This window comes from Streptomyces sp. NPDC057877 (assembly GCF_042796855.1).
Classification (GTDB): Bacteria; Actinomycetota; Actinomycetes; order Streptomycetales; family Streptomycetaceae; genus Streptomyces.
In genome coordinates this window covers 667,286-684,495 of record NZ_JBHVMS010000005.1, presented here as the reverse complement: position 1 = coordinate 684,495, position 17,210 = coordinate 667,286, and the positions used below count along the sequence as shown (strand labels likewise).

The following is a 17,210-nucleotide window of genomic DNA, read 5'->3' as shown; positions in this document are numbered from 1 at the left end:
TGTAGGAAGGAGGCACCAGCGTGGCGTTCGGTCCGTTCCCCGCCTGGCAGCCAGGCATGATCGTGAATGAAGAGCGCGCCAACTCGGCCGCTCTGGTGGGTCGCACCATCTTCAAAGTCACGAGGGACAGCAACCAGAGCTTGGCCGCTACAGGCTCCGGAAACCCCGACGTCGCGTCCAACGCGCTCGGTTGGGAGACGGTTAGCCTCGACGACCTCGGCGGATGGTCCGCCAGCAGCCCGACCCGCTACACCTGCCAGCTTCAGGCCTGGTACAAGATCAACCCGAAGGTCGGGTTCAACGGTAACTCGACCGGCAGCGCACGGTCGATCGGCATCTACGTCAACGGAACGCTGATGCCTGCCGGGCACTTCCGGATCTCGGCCAGCTTCGGCTCCGGCGCGATCACTGTGGACGGGGACCTGGAGCTGCTCCTGAATGTCGGCGACTACGTCCAGATCGCCGCGGGTCAGGACACGACCTCTGGCGGTCTCCCGGCTGCCCTGAACACGGCGACGGGCGGGGTCAGGCCGTGTTTGGAGATCACTTTCGCCCGCCACGCCTGACCCGCCCCCGCCCGCCGCCCCGTGCCGTCCGGCCCGGGGCTTCGTCATGCCCAGGAGACACCCATGGATTTCGGTGAAGCACTCAAGGCCCTCAAGGAGGGCGCCCGCGTCACGCGCCCCGGCTGGAACGGCAAGGGCATGTACGTGGTGCACCAGAAGGGCTACCCCGACGGCATCCCGATCAACGCCAACACGGCGCAGGCGACCGGTATCCCTGAGGGCACGGTGTGCGTCTTCCGTCCGTATCTGATGATGCGCACGGCCGACGGCTCGTTCGTGCCCTGGGTGATCAGCCAGACGGATGCGCTGGCCGACGACTGGGAGCGTGCGTGATGGCCTGGTACAAGGGCGCCACGCGGATGGAGCTGCTGCCGGAAGCCCGCCAGCAACCCGCCATCCGGCCCACACAGTTCATCGCCCACAGCATCGTCGCCCCCTGGTCGCCGCGGCGTACCTACGAGTACTGGCGCGACTCCACCAACCTGGAGTCGCACTTCGGTCTCGGCTACGGCGGCGACCTCGCCCAGTACCTCTCCACCACCACCCGCGCCGACGCCAACGCGAGCGCCAACCGGCGCCCGGACGGCACCGGCGCCATCAGCATCGAGACCGCCTCCAACACGAAGGCCTCGGACCCGTGGACGGACGAGCAGCTCGCCGAGCTGATCGCCCTCGGCCTGTGGGCCCACCGCACCCACGGCATCCCCATCCGCCTGTGCCGCACCGCCGCCGACCCGGGCTTCGGGTACCACAGCCTGCACCGGGCATGGTCGACGTCCGGCACCGCATGCCCCGGCAGCGCACGCATCACCCAGTTCCGCGACGTCGTCCTGCCTGGCATCGCCGCGGCGGCGGCCGGGACCATGCCCGCGGGCGGCACCCACACCGTGGCCAAGGGCGAGACGCTGTACTCGATCGCCGCGCAGTACAAGGACGTCACGTGGCAGCAGCTCGCCGCCGCGAACAAGGTCACCTCCCCGTACACGATCACGGTCGGGCAGAAGCTCACCATCCCCGGCGCGGTGACGGCGCCGACGCGGCCGCCCGCGCGGCCGGTGGTGGACCTGTCCCGGCTGGTGCAGGCCGCCCGCACTGACCCGCCGCGGCCGGGGACGCCGGTGTCGTACCCGGAGGCGCAGCTGGTGGAGATGGGGCTCGTCGGCGAGGGCCTGCTGGAGCGGCGCCTGGCGGACGGCCATTACGGCACCGCCACCAAGACCGCTTACGCCGCGTGGCAGCGGCGGCTCGGCTACTCCGGCGCCGACGCCGACGGCATCCCCGGCAAGACCTCCCTGACCACGCTCGGCCGCAAGCGCGGCTTCGACGTCGTCGCCTGACCCCTCGGAAGGACCCGCTCATGAAGATCTCCCGCTACTGGAAGGCGGTCGTCGCCGCCGTGGCCACAGGCTCCGGCGCCCTGTCCACCGCGCTCACCGACGACACCATCACCGCGGCGGAGGGCTGGGCCGCGGGCCTGGCCGTCCTCGCCGCGCTCGGCTTCACCTGGGCGGTGCCCAACCGCGCTCCGAGCGCGAACCGTCGGCCCCGCGACCTGTAGGAGGTCTCCTGTTGGACGTCACCACCCTCGGCAGCCTCCTCGTGGGCGTCGGCGCCGTCGTCGGAGGCGTGGTGGCGTACCTCGGGAAGCGCGGAGAGAACGCCCTCACCGGCTACTCGTCCCTCACCAACGACCTGCAAGAGGAACGCGACCGGTTGGACCGCAAGGTGGCTGAGCTGCTGGCCGAGCTTGCCGAGCAGTCCGCCCTTCGGGCAGCCGACCAGGCGGAGATCGCCCGACTCCGCGCACAGATCATCCACCTCGGAGGAAGCCCGTGACCCGGACAGAGCGTGTGCTGGCCCGCCGCTGGCGTCCGCTGGCGATGCTTTGCTGGCTGGTCGCCCTGTCCGGCGCGGTCGTCATCATCTGGGGCCGCATCGACGCCGAGACGACCCGCGCGGACCAGCTGGCGGCGGAGGCTGACCGGCGAGGCGAGGCCGTGTCGACGTTGGCGACGGACGTGCGGAGCCTGCGCACGCAGGTCGCCAGTGAGGGACAGACCCCCGTCGCCCCGGACCCGTCCGAGGCGGTCGACGATCTGCCCGCGCGGGCTGAGGTGCCGGTGCCGATCCCGGGCCCGAAGGGTGACCCGGGTGCGCCCGGACGTCCGGGCCGGGACGGAGAGCCGGGCGCCGAGGGGCCGCCGGGTGCCGACGGCGTGGACGGCGAGCCCGGAGCGGACGGGGCGCCCGGAGCGGACGGCGCGCAGGGGCCTGCCGGACCGGCGGGCCCGCCAGGTCCGCAGGGGGAGCAGGGTCCGCGTGGCGAGCAGGGGCCCCGCGGGGAGCAGGGGCCGCCCGGCCCGGACTGCCCCGCCGGGTACGGCCTCCAGGCGCCGAGTTGGGATCCTGATGCCCTGATCTGCCGTCGTGATGGTGCACCGCAGCCCGAGCCGCCTGGCAATGGCGGTGCCCCGCTGACGGTGGCGTTGGACCCCCAGCGCCGCCAGTACCCGTGAAGCATGTGCCCCCACTCGCCTTCGGGCGGTGGGGGCCCTTTCGTCATGCCCGCGGGCTCACCGACCGCCGGGCCCGGGCGATGACGTTCTGGGCGTCCGCGCCGTACACCGCCGACTGCCGGAGCGTCTCCCACACTCGTACGTACGACGCCACGGTGTCGGCGTCGTCGAGCCACAGCTCGGCGTGCCAGTCCTCCGCGATGACCAGCTGCTGGTCGAGGACCCAGAACCCGTTCGCCGGCGGGACCCGGAGCGACGCGCCGAGCGGGATCACGCCCAGCTCCACGGTGTCCATGCCGATCACTCCCGCGAGGCGGTCGAGCTGGCCGACCAGCACCGACGGCGGGCAGATGAGCGCGTGCAAGGCGGGCTCCCAGACCAGGGCATGGAACATGCGGCCGCCCCGGTAGAGCCACTCCTGCCGCTGGACGCGTGCCCGCACCGCCGCGTCGGTGTCCCGCTTGGTGCCCTGGAGGTCGGCGTACCGCAGGAAGATGTGCCGCGCGTAGTCCGCGGTCTGGAGCATGCCGGGGATCACGGCCTCCTCCCACGCGTGGATGACGCGGGCCTGGTCGACGGCGACGTTCCACACGTCCTGCACGGGCGCGTGGCCAGAGGCGAGCTGGCGCCGCCAGGACCGGATGTGGGACTCAAATCCGCGGAGCCGCGCGAGGAGTTCCTCGGTCACCTCGGGTTCGCCGACTGCCTCGGCCCATGCCCGGAGGTCATCGCCGGTCGCGGTCTGTCGGCCGCCTTCCAGCTTGTACACCTTCGAGTGCGGCCAGCCGAGGCGCCGGGCGAGCTGTGGGCCGGTGAGGCGGCCGTCAGCAGCCGAGAGGCGCAGCTCGCGCAAGCGCGTGCCGAGCGCCTCCCGGGCCTGCTGGTAGTCCGTGCTCACCGGCGCCTGGTCAGCCCTTCGCCTCGAGCTGGGCCGCGAACTGGTCGTACGGGACGGATGCGTGCACGGCCGCGTCGCGGACCTGGCAGTACCGCAGGACCTCAGCGGGTTCGGTGATGACCTCGATGTCGTGGAGAACGTCCGCGTCGTCGAAGCGGAGGATGGCCACCAGGCGGCTGTCGAACAGCCAGAAGTCCTCTGCTGGCAGGTGGGCGCGTTCGGCGTCCTGGCGCCAGACGTTCCGTGCGTCCTCGCCGGTGGCCGCGTTGCAGCGGGCGTACGACAGGAGGAACCGCTGCCCGGGGGTGGGCGGCTGATCGACGATGCGCACGCGGCCGACGTACTTCCCGGCCGCGGTCTGCCGCGCGATGTTCTGGCACCAGTCGCTGTCCAGGTCCATCGGCGCCTCGCCGGTCTCCAGGAAGGTGGCGTAGCCATCGTCTTCGCGGTCGGAGGCGTAGCCGCGGCGGGTCTCCAGGTGCCATGCCGAGTGCTCGAAGTGGTGGAACAGCTGGCCGAACTCCTCCAGGCTGATCAGTTCGGGCACGTGGTCGATCTCCTTCGGGCCGTGGTGGACGAGCAGCTGGCGCGGGACGGCGACGGCAGCGTCACCGGGGCCGAAGTGCTGGAGCTGGGCCACGTCTTCGGGGTCGGTGACCGGCCGCCCTTGGACGATGATCTCACCGCTGTCGAGGTCTTCGTGCACGGCCGGGCATCCGCCGTTCTTGCTGTCGGTGCCGTTGAACCGCAGTCGTCGCGCCATTGGGGTCTCCTTCGCCGCTGGTCCGTCTCGCCCTCAGCATCGCCACGTCAGGCACCCGGTACTACAGCGTGCCGCCCCCTTCGTGAGAACACTAGAGAACATCTGGCCAGTTGACGAGAACATACGAGAACACTGCATGGCAGGGCGCCGCACACCCCTCGTACGGTCCCGGCATGGCCACCACCCAGTCGACCAACGTCGACCCCTTCGCGGCCGTCGAATCCCTGCGCGCAGCTCTCGACGGCGCCGGAATCGTCCTGCCGTCCCTCGCAGTTGACGTCGGATCGCCCAGCCTCGCGCTGGTGGATCTCGGGAGGGTCCGCGCGGACGTGGCGATGCGGCTCGCGCTGGTCCTTCAGCGGAAGGCCCCCGCAGCATGACGACCGAACCCGCCGCGGACAGCCCGCTGCTCCTGCTCTCCTTACCTCGGGTGCAGCTGCTCGCCGACCTCCAGCTGCGCGGTGTGACCTGTGTGTGGTGCGGCGTCGCCGTCATGGCGGGGGACGTGCACGATCTGGGTCCGCGCCCGCGCCCTGGCGGCGGGCAGTGGTTCCCGCGAGGCTGCACGCGCTGCGTCCAGGCAACGGCCCGCCGGGTCATAGGGCTGCACGACAAGACGTGCACGAGGTGTTCTCCGGGGCGGCCATGTGAGGCGCGGGCGGCGCTGCGCGGGCTACTCAGAGAGGGGCGCCGTCATGCCGATCACTAGGCAGCGCCCGACCGGCGACCGGATCGCCGCGGCGGCGCGGTCGGCTGGACGGGCTGGAGGCTACTGCTGGGTGGAGCACCCGGGCGGCGGCTCGCACTGCACGCTCAGACCTCGGCACCGGGGCAATCACTTCAACTTCTACACACGCCGCGAGTTCGACTGAGACCCCCGCTCTCGGCGGACGGCGATAGGGACGCCGGGAGCGGGCCACGCCAACCGCACCCCTCACCGAAGGAACAGCGCAGGATGCCCTTACCCCGCTGCCCCGTCAGCCGGAAGTCGTCGTTCGAGTCGGTGGAAGCCGCGTCGCAGTGGCTCGCCAGCAAGGCCGAGGAGTTTGAGGCGCGACCGGCGCACGAGTCGTCCCCTCGGTACGCGTATGACTGCCGTCACTGCCCTCACGCTCACGTAGCGACCAAGCCCCCGGAGCGCGCCACGCTCAATAGGGGTGGCCGGGCGAAGAGCCGGAAGAACCGCAGGAGGTTCGGCGGGAAGAACGGCTGACCACCCCTCAGGCAGGCCCCGGCCGGGATGCCCCCGTAACCGGCCGGGGCCGTTCACTGCACCAGTTCGGCGAGCGGGATGTTGAGGGCGCGCGCCAGGAGCAGGAGGTCGGCGTACCTCGGGTCGCTGACCGCGGCCTCGTAGCGCTGGATAGTTCGCCGTTCGACGCCGACGCGTTCGGCCAGTTGCTCTTGCGAGAGGTGGGCTGCGCGTCGGTGAGCGGCGATGCGTTGGCCGAGGGCGAGCTGTTCCTGGTGGACCCAGGCGGGGCGGGGTGTTCGGCGGGCGGGCACTCGACAAACCGAATCCGGGTGCCGATCATGTGTCAGTACCTAAACTGTCGCTCTTGATCGTTGGCGATCTTTGTCTCTCTGGCCCTGCGGTCCTCTCTGGCATATGCCGCAGGGCTACAGGTACGGTCTGAGAATCGAACGCATGTTCACACGGATGGGTGACTGACAGCGATCGCTGGTCACTGTTAGACATATAAGTGCCCATCCCACCTAGGCGTGTCGGGCCGTCCGTAGAGGTGCCCCCCTCGGCGGTCCGGCACTTGGGGCGACTCCCGCGCCCTGGTCGGGCTTCCGGCGCGGGAGTCGCCCACCTCTCGCTCCCGGCCCCTGAGCTGGGCGAACGCCTTGATCGTTTAGGGGATTTTTAGGAGATGGGGTCGAGTAGGCAGGGTGTAGCGAGACTGTGCGCAGGGGTAGCGAGAGTGCCCGACGGACCGGCCGAAACGGCGCCTGACCTGGGCGTCCAACCGTCAAGTCCTGGCAGTCCACCACTTGCTGAGGTGGCGATAGCCGCTCTTACAAGCAGGATGTCGGCGGTTCGAAACCGTCCGCGCCCACGGGAAGTGAACAGAGGCCCCGGGGTGTCCCCGGGGCCTCTCGCATGTCCGAGCCCTTCCTGTCGCTCAGCGGTCCCGCGCGGGTCAGGACACGTCCGTGCGTACGGGGTCGCCGAGCAGGCCGTCCGGGTAGGTGACGTACCGCGGCTTGAAGGTTCCCTTGCCGGTGACGGTGCCGGAGATGTTCTCGCCCGGTGCCAGGTCCACCGTGTCGCTGCGGTGGGCCCCATCCGGGCTGTGGTGGGTGCTGCTGGCTCATGTCGCCCCCCTTGGCGGTGCTTCGCGTGGACGGGGAACGTATCGGCTGTGAAGGGCGGGTAAGGGGGGTTCGGCTGTTTGGTAAGGGGGGTTCGGTTGTCTTCTGACGTTGAACCGTCCTCGTCCGCCACAACGAAGACCCCGACCGGTGTTCCGGTCGGGGTCTCGGGTTCACTCCGGCTCCGCGGGCGGTGGCTCGTGGGCGTGTTTGAGGTGGGAGCGGGCCGCTATGCGGTCCGGGCCGGTCAGTTGGGACCAGTAGCGGTGGGTGCTGACGAAGACGGCCAGTTCGTGCTCGCGGCGGCGGAGCTTCTCGACCTCTGCCTGTTCGTCGGCTGTCCAGCCGGGGGAGGCGGGGCGCTCGACCTTGCGCCAGCCGTTGTCGTCGCTGAAGCCGTCCAGGGGCTCGACCGACCAGGGCAGCCGCTTCAGCAGGGCCGACAGCTCGGCCCGGACCTGATGCAGCTCCTCCTGACCGGCGAGGAGATCGCTGGGGAAGTCATAGGTCGTAGCCACGGGCCAATGCTACGCCTGTTCGATTTAGGGGTGCGAGTTTTAGGGGGAGTGTCAGAGCCTCGTTCTAGTGTGGTCGCCATGGGTGACGTGGGCGGTGGGGGCTGTGGAGTCGGTGGGGCCGTGCGGCTCGTGGAGTGGGGGGACGGGGATCTGTGGTTGCTGCGCAGGCTCAACAGCGCGGAGATGACCGAGCACTTGGGCGGGCCCGAGAGTGAGGAGCGGGTGCTCGGGCGGCATCGGCGGTATCTCGCTGCGGGGGGTGGCGGGCGGATGTATCGGGTGGTCGTGGGAGGTGAGGCGCTGACCGTGGGGTCCGTGGGGTTCTGGGAGCGGGACTGGCGTGGTGGGGCCGTGTGGGAGGCCGGGTGGGGGGTGCTGCCCGAGTTCCAGGGGCGGGGGCTGGCCGTCGCCGCCGCCCGGGCCGTTGTCGAGGCGGCCCGGGCGGCCGGTGGGCATCGGTATCTGCACGCCTATCCCAAGGTGACGCACGCCGCGTCGAACTCCGTGTGCCGTCGGGCCGGGTTCAGCCTGCTCGGTGAGGTCGACTTCGAGTATCCGAAGGGGAATCCGATCAGATGCAACGACTGGCGGGTCGAGGTGGGGGAGAGCGCCGCTTAGGCGGTAGCGGGGGTCAGGTCGGCCACCAGGCGGGTCACCGTCGGGACCTCGATGCCGTGCCGGGCCGCCGCGCGGAGCAACGCGCCGCCGATGGCGTCCAGTTCGAGGGGACGGCCCGCCTCCGCGTCCCGCTGCATGGAGGTCTTGTTGCCGGGCGGGAAGGTGTCGTAGCGCGCCAGGGCGCCCTCGGGGTCGGAGGGGCCGCCGCAGGCCTCGCTCACCGCGGCGGTCTCCGTGACCAGTGCGGTCAGCTCCTCGCGGTACCGGCTGCGGACCTCGCCCAGCGGGAGGCCGTAGCGGGTGGTGAGCAGGGCGATCGGGGCGAGGAACGTCATCTTCGTCCAGAGGGCCGCGTTCTCGTCGTCCACGGTCTGGGTGGTGACACCCGCGTTCGTGAGGGCCGTTGCCAGGGAGTCGAGGCGGGCTCGGGGGACCGCGTCGCCCGCCAGGTCGATCTGGGCGAAAGGACTGCCGTGTTCGATTTCGCCCGGGGTGACGCGGGTGGACTCCACGCGGATGGTGGACGGGGCCACCTGGCTGGGGTGGTAGTGGCCGCGGAGCAGGGCGGGGTGTTCCACGCCGTTCAGGAAGGGGACCAGGAGGGTGTCGCCGATGGTGTGCGCGGGAATGCGGGTCAGGGCCGCGTCCAGGCTGGTCGCCTTTACGGTGATCAGGCAGGCCGCCACCGGCTCGCGCAGTTCCGTGTCCGCCTCCACCGTCGCCGTGAAGTCGCCGAACTGGCCGCTGCGCACGCGTAGTCCGCGGGTGCGGAGGGTGTCGGCCGTGGTCTCCGAGGCCAGGCAGATCACCCGGTGGCCGGAGCGGGCCAGCAGGGCGGCGAGGAGGCCGCCCACGCCGCCGGGGCCGAGGATCGCGACGGTTGGCTTGTCGTGCGCGGCCTGTGTGTCCTGTGCCATGTTGAGTGGCTCCTCTCGTCGGTCGGCCCCGGGAACGGTGGCCGCCAGAAGTGATCATGGCAGGTGGACCGGATCGCCGGGAGGCCTGTGCCGGAAACGTTCAGGAAGGTGACACTGGAACCATGTGCCGCAGCATCAAGACGCTACGTCCGCCCGCGCTGCCCGAGGAGGCGACGGAGGAGGAGATCCGCGCCGCCGCCCTTCAGTACGTGCGCAAGGTCTCCGGGTTCCGGGCGCCCGCCGCGCACAACCAGGAGGTGTTCGACCGGGCCGTGGACGTCATTGCCGAGGCCACCGCCGACCTGCTCTCCGGGCTGGAGATACGGGGCGCCGCCGCTCGGGCGTAGCCCCCGTGCCGGGCGGCCCACCCTCACGCCGGGCGGCGCCGCACCACGTACGTCGCGACCGCCCCCGCGCCCAGCAGCGCCACCAGCGAGACCGCCGTGGCCAGCCACGGGGTGCCCAGCCAGTGGGTGCCGAGGTAGCCGAGGGCGACGCTGTAGGTGGCCCAGGAGAGGCCCGCCAGCGCGGACCAGGGGAGGAAGTCACGGACGCGGCGGTGGGCCGCACCGGCGCCGAGGGAGACGACCGAGCGGCCCGCGGGCGCGAAACGGGCCAGGACGACCAGGAGGCCGCCGCCCTTGGCCAGGGCCGCGCCGAGACGTTCCTGCGCGCTGCTCAGCCGACGGGAGCGGGACAGCGCCCGGTCGAGGCGCGGGCCACCGCGCCAGGCCAGCCGGTAGGCGACCAGGTCGCCCAGCACCGAGGCGGTGGTGGCGCACAGGGTCAGCACGAGGATGTCGGGGACGTAGTGCGCGGCGGTCTGGGCGGCAGCCGCCGTCGCGGCCATGATGACCAGCACCCCGCTCGGCAGCACCGGCACGAACACGTCGAGGAGGACCGACGCGCCCACCACGGCGTAGATCCAGGGGCTCCCGGTCAGTGACCCCATACTCTCCAACACCGCGACTCCCCGTTACTCCCCCGTGGGCCTGGCCTTGCCGCGGTCGTGTCGTACGGAGTGCGGAGGACGGGCCTATGACAGCCATACAGCGTACGCCCGGGGTGTGACAGTGGGTGCACAGGGGGCTTGTGTGTTCGATGTGGCTTGTTCACGCATGTCCGGTTCACGACCCCCGTTCACAGGTCCGGTGGACAACGCCCCGTTCACAGGTCCGGTGGACAACGCCCCGTTCACAGGTCCGGCGGCAAACGCCCCGCCCCCGCGGCCCGTGCCTTCACCCGGCTGCCCGTCGCGAGGGGCGGTGTGCCCGTCACTCCCGTACCAACGGAGGGGAGCGGTGCTCAGCAGACCCGCTCTCCGTCGTCCAGGTGAGGAACGTACAGATCATGGTGGCAGGGACAAGCGCAGGTGCCGTCGTCGCGGCCGTGCTCGCGGCCGGAACCGGCGGTGGGGTCGAGGGTTACTCGTTGCGGACGGACGCGAGGTTCGAGCCGTCCATCTCCCACACCGCCTCCGCGGCGGTCACTTACGACCAGATGCTGGTCCCGCACGGCGCCCGGATCGAGGTGGGCCAGCGGACCGACCCCGGCGGGGCCACCTCGGTCCGGCTGCGGGTCACGGGGATGCGGCCGAACTTCCGGTACGGCGTCCACGTCCACCAGAAGCCCTGCGCCGACGACCCGGCCGCCGCGGGCGGCCACTACCAGCACCGCCCCTCCACGGACCCGGCCGCCGTCAACCCCCGCAACGAGGTCTGGCTGGACTTCCGGGCCGACCACCAGGGCGCCGGGCACGCCGAGGCCCATCACGACTGGGGCTTCCGGCGCGGGGAGGCGTCCTCGGTCGTCATCCACGACGAACAGGGCGGCGCGGGAGACCGGATCGGCTGCTTCACCGTGCCGTTCGGATGGGTCACGGCGGGGCGGTGACCACAGGCGCGGGCGGGGTCAAGGGGCCAGCTCGGTCTCCGTCACCGTGCGCAGGCCGGGCCGCGCGCCCCGGCCCGCCCGCGCCGCCCGCTCCAGCCGCAGCCGCGCCGAACGGCCGCGCAGCGTCAGCGTCATGAGCTGGTTGCCGAACCAGGGGCCGCCCGTGCGACGCCAGTCGATCGACGGCTGCGGAATGCGCCCGTGCCCGGCGATCATCCGCCCCAGCCCCCGGGCCACCGCGCTCCAGCCGAAGCGGAAGCCGAGGCGGATCGAGAGGGGTACGGAGTTGTGCACGGGGGAGCACGTGAGCTGGACCACCCGGGCGTCGGGCACGGCCGGTGCGTCGGACGGCCAGGTCGGCTCGGCGACGTAGGCGTGGTGCACGTCACCCGACAGCACGCACACCGTCGCGGGCGCCCCCGCACCGCTCCCCACCTCCGCGACCAGCGCCGCCAGCGCGTCGAACGACTCCGGGAACGCCGCCCAGTGCTCCAGGTCCGCCGCCCGCCTCAGCCGCTCCCCGAACCGCGCCCAGCGCGCCCCCTTCGCGCCCCGGCACAGCGCCGCGTCCCACCCCTCCACGTCATGCACGAGATGCGGCAGCAGCCAGGGCAGCGAGGAGCCGATCAGGAGGTGGTCGTACGAGCCCGGGGCGTCCAGCGCCTGCTCCCGCAGCCACTTCGCCTCGCCCGCGTCGAGCATCGAGCGCGCGTCCTCGTCGAGCACCCGGGCCCCGCGGGTGTCCGCCATCAGCAGGCGTACGCGGCCGAAGTCGCGCCGGTAGCTCCAGCGGACCGTGGCGGGGTCGGCGTCCGCGCGGTCGGCGAAGGCGCGCAGGACGTCGGTGCCGTCGGGGGCGGCGCGTACGGCGTCGTAGACCGGGTCGGTGGCGAGTTCGGCGGGGGTGAGGTTGCCCAGGTGCTGGTGGACCCAGTACGACATCAGGCCGCTCAGCACGCGCTCCCGCCACCAGGGCGTGGCCCGCATGTCGGCGAGCCAGGCGGCGGAGGTGTTCCAGTCGTCGATGACGTCGTGGTCGTCGAAGATCATGCAACTGGGCACGGTGGACAGCAGCCAGCGGATCTCCGGGTCGAGCCAGGACTCGTAGTAGAGGTGGGTGTACTCCTCGTAGTCCGCGACCTGGGCACCCGGGGGTTCGTCCAGGTCGCGGCGGGCGGCCAGCCAGCGTCTGGTCGGGGCGGAGACCTCGTCGGCGTACACCTGGTCGCCGAGGAGGAGCAGGACGTCGGGGCGCTCGCCGTCCGGGTCGGCGGCGATGCGCGAGGCCAGGGTGTCCAGGGCGTCGGGGCCGACGGTGTCCTGCTCGTCGGCGGGCGGGGCGGCCCAGCGGCAGGAGCCGAAGGCGACCCGTACGGTGCCGGAGGCGTCGGCGGCCGGGGTGCGGATGACCGAGGCCGGGAAGGGCGAGTCGGGCAGCGGCCACACGCGCTCGCCGTCCAGGAACACCTCGTACGGCGTCGAGGTGCCCGGGGTGAGGCCGGTCACCTGGACCAGGGCGTAGTGGTGGCCCGCGATCTGAAAGGTGGGGGCCTTGCCCCCGGTGCCGTCCGGGCAGCGCACCTCGGCGGCGCACGGGCGGCTCGCCTCGACCCAGATGGTCGCGGACGAGTCGTCGGCGTATCTCAGCAGTGGCCCGAGGCGTAGTTCCGCCATGGTTGATCACCCGCGTTTCTCTTGGTCGGGTTCGCCTCCGGGGCGCTTCAGCCGGAGGCGAGGCGAGGAACGTGCTCAGCCCTTCGGGCCTCCGCGCGTTCGTCGCCTCGCCTCCGGCACGCCCCTTCGGCTCACCCTCCGTCGTCGCCCCGTACGGTACGGAACGACGGAAGCGGGCGGGGCGGTTCCGGGAATCGACCCGGAGGGGGCGTGGATCAGCAGCTGGCGAGGTAGTTCGTCAGCGCGCTCTTCTCGGCCGAGTCGACGGAGAGGCCGTAGTAGTACTTCACCTGCACCCAGGCGCGGACGTAGGTGCAGCGGTAGGCGGTGCGGGACGGCATCCAGGTGGCCGGGTCCTGGTCGCCCTTGGCCTGGTTGACGTTGTCCGTGACGGCGATGAGCTGCGGGCGGGTCAGGTCGTTGGCGAAGGCCTGGCGGCGGGACGTGGTCCAGGAACCGGCGCCGGAGTCCCAGGCCTCGGCGAGCGGGACGAGGTGGTCGATGTCGACGTCGGAGGCCGCGGTCCAGGTGGCGCCGTCGTAGGGGGAGTACCAGCTGCCGCTGGTGGCGGCGCAGGAGGAGTCGGTGACGACGCCGGAGCCGTCCCGCTTGAGGACCGTCTCGCGGGTGTTGCAGGTGCCGCTGATGGTGATCCAGTGCGGGAAGAGGTCGCGGTTGTAGCCGGTGCGGTCCTCGGCGCGGACGGGGAGGGTGGCGAGGTAGGAGCGGGCGGTGGCGCCGCTCACCGGGGTGGGGAGCGCGGCGGAGGCGGTCGGGCCGGTGAAGATTCCGACGAAGGCCGCGAAGCCGGTGAGGGCGGCGAGTATGCTGAGCCGTCGACGCGCGTAGAACTTGGACATGCGAACTCCCTTGGGGGATGGGGTGTTGGCGGCGAGCGTGGGAATGCTCGCGGTGGGGCGTTGCGTACAGGTGTGCGTGCGGTAAGAAGCTAATGACGTGTGCATGACACGACAAGGTTCCGGACGGGGATCGGGACACGTTTGGGGTGAAGGTCGGGTTCGAACTTCTGATCGCGGGTGGGGCGCGGGCGTCGCGTACCATGGAGCGCGCAGAAGGGGAGTAGCTCTTCGCCGGACCGTCGACATACTGCTCAGCTCAGCTGGGCCGGCGCCCGGAGGCGGGTCCCGATCGTGGGACCGGCCAGCGAGACCTTCGGCAGACAGTGCACGCCCGTGCCCTCGTGGCGCGGGTGCCGAGTGTGCTGTCCCTGCCGAGGTGTCGCGTCCGAAGGGCTCAGCACTCTCGCCGGGGGCGGCCCCGACCGATTGAGGAACCCTTGATCAGCCTGACCGTGATGGCGCTCACCTTCGGCGTCGTCTTCCTCGCCGAACTGCCGGACAAGACCGCGCTCGCCGGGCTCGTGCTCGGCACCCGGTACCGCGCCTCGTACGTCTTCGTGGGCGTCGCCGCCGCCTTCGCCCTGCATGTCACGCTCGCCGTGGCGGCGGGCAGCGTGCTGACGCTGCTGCCGCAGCAGCTCGTGCACGCGCTCACCGGGGTGCTGTTCCTGGGGGGCGCCGCGATGCTGCTGATGAAGCACGACGACGGTGACGAGGAGATCCGCAGGCCCCAGGACCAGTCCTTCTGGAAGGTCTCCGGGGCCGGATTCATGCTCATCCTGGTCGCGGAGTTCGGTGACCTCACGCAGATCATGACGGCCAACCTCGCCGCCCGTTACGACAGCCCGCTCTCCGTGGGGCTGGGCGCGGTGCTCGCGCTGTGGGCGGTGGCCGGGCTCGGCATCGTCGGTGGAAAGGCGCTGATGAAGCGGGTGCCGCTGGGGTTGATCACCAAGATCGCGGCGCTGTTGATGCTGGCGCTGGGGCTGTGGAGCCTGTGGGAGGCCGTGGCCGGGTGACGGCCTGCGCGAGCCCCCGCGTGGGGGCTGCCCAGCTGAACATCAGGTCAAGGATCGGTGACGGTGGTGGCGGGATGCCGGAATTGTTTTGTACCGTAGAGAAACAAAGTGGCTCCCGCCCGTTTTCCCTGACCGGCGGGCGGGGCCGCCTTGTTCCCCCGGGGGCCGCCCCTGGGCCCCTTCCCCGCGCTTTGGAGTTGCCGATGACGGCCACGACCGTGCTCACCGCCCGCGCCCTCCTGCTCGACATGGACGGCACCCTCGTCAACTCGGACGCCGTCGTGGAGCGCGTCTGGCGGCGCTGGGCCGAGCGGCACGGGCTGGACGGCGACGAGGTGATGAAGGTCGTGCACGGGCGGCAGGGGTACGCCTCCATGGCGCTGCTGCTGCCCAGTCGGCCCATGGAGCAGAACCACGCCGACAACGCGCGGATGCTCGCGGAGGAGACCGCCGACGTGGAGGGCGTGGTCGCCGTGCCCGGCGCCGGGGAGTTCCTCGGCGCCCTGCGTGGTCTGCCGCACGCCCTGGTCACCTCCGCCGACGTCGCGCTGTCCACCGCGCGCATGGCCGCCGCCGGGCTGCCGATGCCCGAGACGCGTGTCACCGCGGAGTCCGTCGGGGCGAGCAAGCCCGACCCCGAGGGCTTCCTGAAGGGGGCGGCGGAGCTGGGCGTCGCGCCCGCGGACTGCGTCGTCTTCGAGGACTCGGGCGCGGGGATCTCCGCGGGGCGCGCGGCGGGCATGCGGGTCGTGGGGGTCGGGCCGCGGGCCGGGATCCATCGGCCCGATGTGGTGGTCCGGGATCTGACGCAGGTGCGGGTGGACGCGGTCGACGGGGTCATACGGCTGCACGTGGAGGGTGTGGGCTGAGTCGCGGGCCGGGGGTCGCGTCGCGTCGGCGCGGCTGGGGTGAGGGGCGGGGCGGTTCCGTGCCCGGTCGGCGAGTTCGGCTCCGCTACGGGCCACACCGGATCCGGGGTGGTGGGCCAACGCGTCCGTGTGGCGATGCCGTATGCCGGTGAGGCCCGCGTCCCCGGCCGGGGCTGCCGTGTCTCCGGTTCCGGTGTGGCTCTGGCCTCTTCGTTGATCCGCGGCCCCGGTCCGGAGTGGGTCGCGTCCACGTGGTGGGGCTGTACGTCGGGACAGCTCCGTGGCTCCGGTCGGGGCGTTGCTCGTCTTCCGTCGGCTCGCAGGCCCCGGGTTCGGCCCGGCTGGACCCGCCCACGCCGTGGCGCCGCCTGACGCGCCCTACGGCTCCGACGTCTCCGCTTCCAGCCTGGCCCTGGTCTTCACGTCGTACACGCCGAGTTCGTCGGGCTGGACGCCGCGGGACCACTGGTAAGTGCGGACGGCATCCTCGAGGTGGCGGCTGTAGTAGCCGTTGGCATCACCGTTGAAAAGCCACAACTGCCGGAGGCGCTGCTGGAGTTCGGTGACCTCGGGGCCTCGGTCGCCGCGGCGGAGTACGGGGCCCGGGGAAGGCTGGTCGTCCTCCTCGGTGGGGCTCAGGGTGCCGGTGGCGGCGGCTGTCGGCGGGGGGCTGGTCGGCGTGGACGACGGGCTCGGTGAGGTGGACGTGGACGGTTCGGCGCTCGACGCGGATGCCGAGGGCGAGGCGCTCTCGCTGGTCGACGGGCTCGGGGACGCGGAGGCCGAGGCGGTGGCCGATGAGGTGCCGCTGGGGGAGGGGCGGGCCGAGGACGACTCGGTGGACTGGGTGTCCGGAACCGCCTCCCGCACGTCCTGCGGCATCGCGTCGTCCCTGGTCGGGGCGTCGTAGGAGAACACCCCGTTCGCCAGCCCGGCAGCCGCCACCACCGCGACGACCGCGGCGGTCGCACCGAGCAGCACGGTACGGCGCCGACGGGGCCCGCGCCCACTGGTGACGGGCGCGTCCGGCGCGCTCGGCGGCGGTCCCTCACCGGCCTCGAACAGCCGTAGGTCCGTGGCGCTCGGCTCGGTCCCCGAGGGGGCGAGGGGCGTCGGCAGCGGGGCCGTCCCGGCCGTGGGAGGCGCGGCGGGGTGCACGGCGTGTGGGGCCATGGTCGTCTCGGCCGTGGGAGGCGCGGCGGGGTGCACGGCGTGTGGGGCCATGGTCGTCTCGGCCGTGGGAGGCGCGGCGGGGTGCACGGCGTGTGGGGCCACGGTCGTTTCGGCCGTGGGAGGCGCGGCGGGGTGCACGGCGTGTGGGGCCACGGTCGTCTCGGCGGCGGTGTCCTCGGCGTCCGGGGCGGCGGGCGACGGCTGAGCCTCCGGCGTCCCCGCGTCCGCCCCGTCGCCCTCCAGGTCCACGTACGGCCGGATCCGCAGCGGGTCGAAGTCCTCCGCCGCCGCCTGTTCCGCCGTACGGGCATGGCGCAGTGCGTCCGACGCCTGTCGGCCGCATGCGCAGGACGGGGTGTTGTCCGTCCCCCGGTGTGCCCCGCACTGCGGGCACGGATGCCCCTTCGGCTCGGCCATGCGTTCGTTCCTCCCCTTGCGAACTCCACAGATTATGCAGACCGCGAGCACACCGCCTTCGCGCGATCCCCCCTCATCAGCGCGTCGACCTGCGGAAGGACCTCTTCCCATCGGACTCGACAGGCCATAACCGGACACAGCGGCCACGATGGAAGGTGTCACAAGAGCCCCGGGAGGTCTTCATGGCGGG

At 72.0% G+C, this 17,210-nt stretch carries 23 protein-coding genes; 13 read left to right on the top strand and 10 right to left on the bottom strand.

What is annotated here, in order from left to right; genetic code table 11:
* Window positions 1-20: 20 nt before the first annotated feature.
* The 6 genes from ACFVQG_RS18115 to ACFVQG_RS18090 all read left to right on the top strand — a co-directional run bounded on the left by ACFVQG_RS18115 (window position 21) and on the right by ACFVQG_RS18090 (window position 3,082).
* Window positions 21-566, top strand: coding sequence for a hypothetical protein (locus ACFVQG_RS18115; RefSeq protein ID WP_383383517.1), 546 nt, complete (start codon window positions 21-23; stop codon window positions 564-566).
* A 63-nt stretch (window positions 567-629) separates the two neighbouring features.
* Window positions 630-899 carry a DUF2829 domain-containing protein gene (locus ACFVQG_RS18110; protein ID WP_383383510.1) on the top strand — a complete coding sequence of 90 codons (270 nt, stop codon included), beginning with the start codon at window positions 630-632 and terminating at the stop codon, window positions 897-899.
* Window positions 899-1,903 (top strand): LysM peptidoglycan-binding domain-containing protein, encoded by a 1,005-nt coding sequence (locus tag ACFVQG_RS18105; RefSeq protein ID WP_383383507.1) that lies wholly within the window; start codon window positions 899-901, stop codon window positions 1,901-1,903. The genes ACFVQG_RS18110 and ACFVQG_RS18105 overlap by 1 nt, the downstream gene beginning before the upstream one ends.
* Window positions 1,904-1,923: 20 nt before the next feature.
* Window positions 1,924-2,124, top strand: a complete 201-nt coding sequence (locus ACFVQG_RS18100; RefSeq protein ID WP_383383503.1) for a hypothetical protein — start codon at window positions 1,924-1,926, stop codon at window positions 2,122-2,124.
* 11 nt (window positions 2,125-2,135) lie between these two features.
* The gene (locus tag ACFVQG_RS18095) at window positions 2,136-2,402 is read left to right on the top strand and encodes a hypothetical protein (RefSeq protein WP_383383500.1); all 267 of its coding nucleotides are present in this window, start codon (window positions 2,136-2,138) and stop codon (window positions 2,400-2,402) included.
* Between the two features lie 44 nt (window positions 2,403-2,446).
* On the top strand, window positions 2,447-3,082 hold the full coding sequence (locus ACFVQG_RS18090) for a collagen-like protein (protein WP_383383498.1): 636 nt from the start codon (window positions 2,447-2,449) through the stop codon (window positions 3,080-3,082).
* A gap of 43 nt (window positions 3,083-3,125) precedes the next feature.
* Here ACFVQG_RS18090 and ACFVQG_RS18085 read toward each other — a convergent pair whose 3' ends face one another.
* Both ACFVQG_RS18085 and ACFVQG_RS18080 read right to left on the bottom strand, forming a co-directional pair.
* Window positions 3,126-3,980: a helix-turn-helix domain-containing protein gene (locus ACFVQG_RS18085; protein ID WP_383383495.1), complete on the bottom strand. Its 855-nt coding sequence runs from the start codon at window positions 3,978-3,980 to the stop codon at window positions 3,126-3,128.
* Between the two features lie 10 nt (window positions 3,981-3,990).
* Entirely contained in the window at window positions 3,991-4,743 is a 753-nt protein-coding gene (locus ACFVQG_RS18080) for a DUF6879 family protein (protein ID WP_383383493.1), read from the bottom strand.
* Window positions 4,744-4,916: 173 nt separating this feature from the next.
* Between ACFVQG_RS18080 and ACFVQG_RS18075 the strand changes: the two genes are divergently transcribed.
* Together ACFVQG_RS18075 and ACFVQG_RS18070 are read left to right on the top strand one after the other, a co-directional pair.
* On the top strand, window positions 4,917-5,123 hold the full coding sequence (locus ACFVQG_RS18075) for a hypothetical protein (protein WP_383383491.1): 207 nt from the start codon (window positions 4,917-4,919) through the stop codon (window positions 5,121-5,123).
* The gene (locus tag ACFVQG_RS18070) at window positions 5,120-5,452 is read left to right on the top strand and encodes a hypothetical protein (RefSeq protein ID WP_383383488.1); all 333 of its coding nucleotides are present in this window, start codon (window positions 5,120-5,122) and stop codon (window positions 5,450-5,452) included. Before ACFVQG_RS18075 ends, ACFVQG_RS18070 begins: the two co-directional genes overlap by 4 nt.
* Window positions 5,453-6,009: 557 nt before the next feature.
* On the opposite strand, the gene ACFVQG_RS18065 is transcribed toward ACFVQG_RS18070, so the two are convergent.
* The 3 genes from ACFVQG_RS18065 to ACFVQG_RS18055 all read right to left on the bottom strand — a co-directional run bounded on the left by ACFVQG_RS18065 (window position 6,010) and on the right by ACFVQG_RS18055 (window position 7,580).
* Window positions 6,010-6,249 (bottom strand): helix-turn-helix transcriptional regulator, encoded by a 240-nt coding sequence (locus ACFVQG_RS18065; RefSeq protein ID WP_383383485.1) that lies wholly within the window; start codon window positions 6,247-6,249, stop codon window positions 6,010-6,012.
* Between the two features lie 641 nt (window positions 6,250-6,890).
* On the bottom strand, window positions 6,891-7,013 hold the full coding sequence (locus tag ACFVQG_RS18060; RefSeq protein ID WP_383383482.1) for a hypothetical protein: 123 nt from the start codon (window positions 7,011-7,013) through the stop codon (window positions 6,891-6,893).
* Between the two features lie 222 nt (window positions 7,014-7,235).
* Window positions 7,236-7,580 (bottom strand): hypothetical protein, encoded by a 345-nt coding sequence (locus ACFVQG_RS18055; RefSeq protein WP_383383479.1) that lies wholly within the window; start codon window positions 7,578-7,580, stop codon window positions 7,236-7,238.
* A gap of 78 nt (window positions 7,581-7,658) precedes the next feature.
* Here ACFVQG_RS18055 and ACFVQG_RS18050 point away from each other — a divergent pair, with 78 nt between their 5' ends.
* Entirely contained in the window at window positions 7,659-8,198 is a 540-nt protein-coding gene (locus ACFVQG_RS18050) for a GNAT family N-acetyltransferase (protein ID WP_383383476.1), read from the top strand.
* Here the strand turns inward: ACFVQG_RS18050 and ACFVQG_RS18045 are convergent.
* Entirely contained in the window at window positions 8,195-9,115 is a 921-nt protein-coding gene (locus ACFVQG_RS18045; RefSeq protein ID WP_383383474.1) for a ketopantoate reductase family protein, read from the bottom strand. The two genes, ACFVQG_RS18050 and ACFVQG_RS18045, sit on opposite strands and share 4 nt — an antisense overlap.
* A gap of 122 nt (window positions 9,116-9,237) precedes the next feature.
* Here ACFVQG_RS18045 and ACFVQG_RS18040 point away from each other — a divergent pair, with 122 nt between their 5' ends.
* The gene (locus ACFVQG_RS18040; protein WP_383383471.1) at window positions 9,238-9,462 is read left to right on the top strand and encodes a DUF2277 domain-containing protein; all 225 of its coding nucleotides are present in this window, start codon (window positions 9,238-9,240) and stop codon (window positions 9,460-9,462) included.
* A gap of 23 nt (window positions 9,463-9,485) precedes the next feature.
* On the opposite strand, the gene ACFVQG_RS18035 is transcribed toward ACFVQG_RS18040, so the two are convergent.
* Window positions 9,486-10,067, bottom strand: a complete 582-nt coding sequence (locus tag ACFVQG_RS18035) for a DedA family protein (RefSeq protein ID WP_383383468.1) — start codon at window positions 10,065-10,067, stop codon at window positions 9,486-9,488.
* A 398-nt stretch (window positions 10,068-10,465) separates the two neighbouring features.
* Between ACFVQG_RS18035 and ACFVQG_RS18030 the strand changes: the two genes are divergently transcribed.
* Window positions 10,466-11,008 carry a superoxide dismutase family protein gene (locus ACFVQG_RS18030; RefSeq protein ID WP_383383465.1) on the top strand — a complete coding sequence of 181 codons (543 nt, stop codon included), beginning with the start codon at window positions 10,466-10,468 and terminating at the stop codon, window positions 11,006-11,008.
* 18 nt (window positions 11,009-11,026) lie between these two features.
* Here the strand turns inward: ACFVQG_RS18030 and ACFVQG_RS18025 are convergent, their stop codons facing one another.
* Window positions 11,027-12,682 (bottom strand): alkaline phosphatase D family protein, encoded by a 1,656-nt coding sequence (locus ACFVQG_RS18025; protein WP_383383462.1) that lies wholly within the window; start codon window positions 12,680-12,682, stop codon window positions 11,027-11,029.
* A gap of 215 nt (window positions 12,683-12,897) precedes the next feature.
* Complete coding sequence (locus ACFVQG_RS18020; RefSeq protein WP_383383459.1) at window positions 12,898-13,542, bottom strand: HNH endonuclease family protein; 645 nt, start codon at window positions 13,540-13,542, stop codon at window positions 12,898-12,900.
* Between the two features lie 437 nt (window positions 13,543-13,979).
* Between ACFVQG_RS18020 and ACFVQG_RS18015 the strand changes: the two genes are divergently transcribed.
* Both ACFVQG_RS18015 and ACFVQG_RS18010 read left to right on the top strand, forming a co-directional pair.
* Entirely contained in the window at window positions 13,980-14,561 is a 582-nt protein-coding gene (locus ACFVQG_RS18015) for a TMEM165/GDT1 family protein (RefSeq protein ID WP_383383456.1), read from the top strand.
* 203 nt (window positions 14,562-14,764) lie between these two features.
* The gene (locus tag ACFVQG_RS18010) at window positions 14,765-15,430 is read left to right on the top strand and encodes an HAD family hydrolase (protein WP_383383453.1); all 666 of its coding nucleotides are present in this window, start codon (window positions 14,765-14,767) and stop codon (window positions 15,428-15,430) included.
* A gap of 378 nt (window positions 15,431-15,808) precedes the next feature.
* Here the strand turns inward: ACFVQG_RS18010 and ACFVQG_RS18005 are convergent, their stop codons facing one another.
* On the bottom strand, window positions 15,809-17,020 hold the full coding sequence (locus ACFVQG_RS18005; RefSeq protein ID WP_383383450.1) for a peptidoglycan-binding protein: 1,212 nt from the start codon (window positions 17,018-17,020) through the stop codon (window positions 15,809-15,811).
* Window positions 17,021-17,210 lie beyond the last annotated feature (190 nt).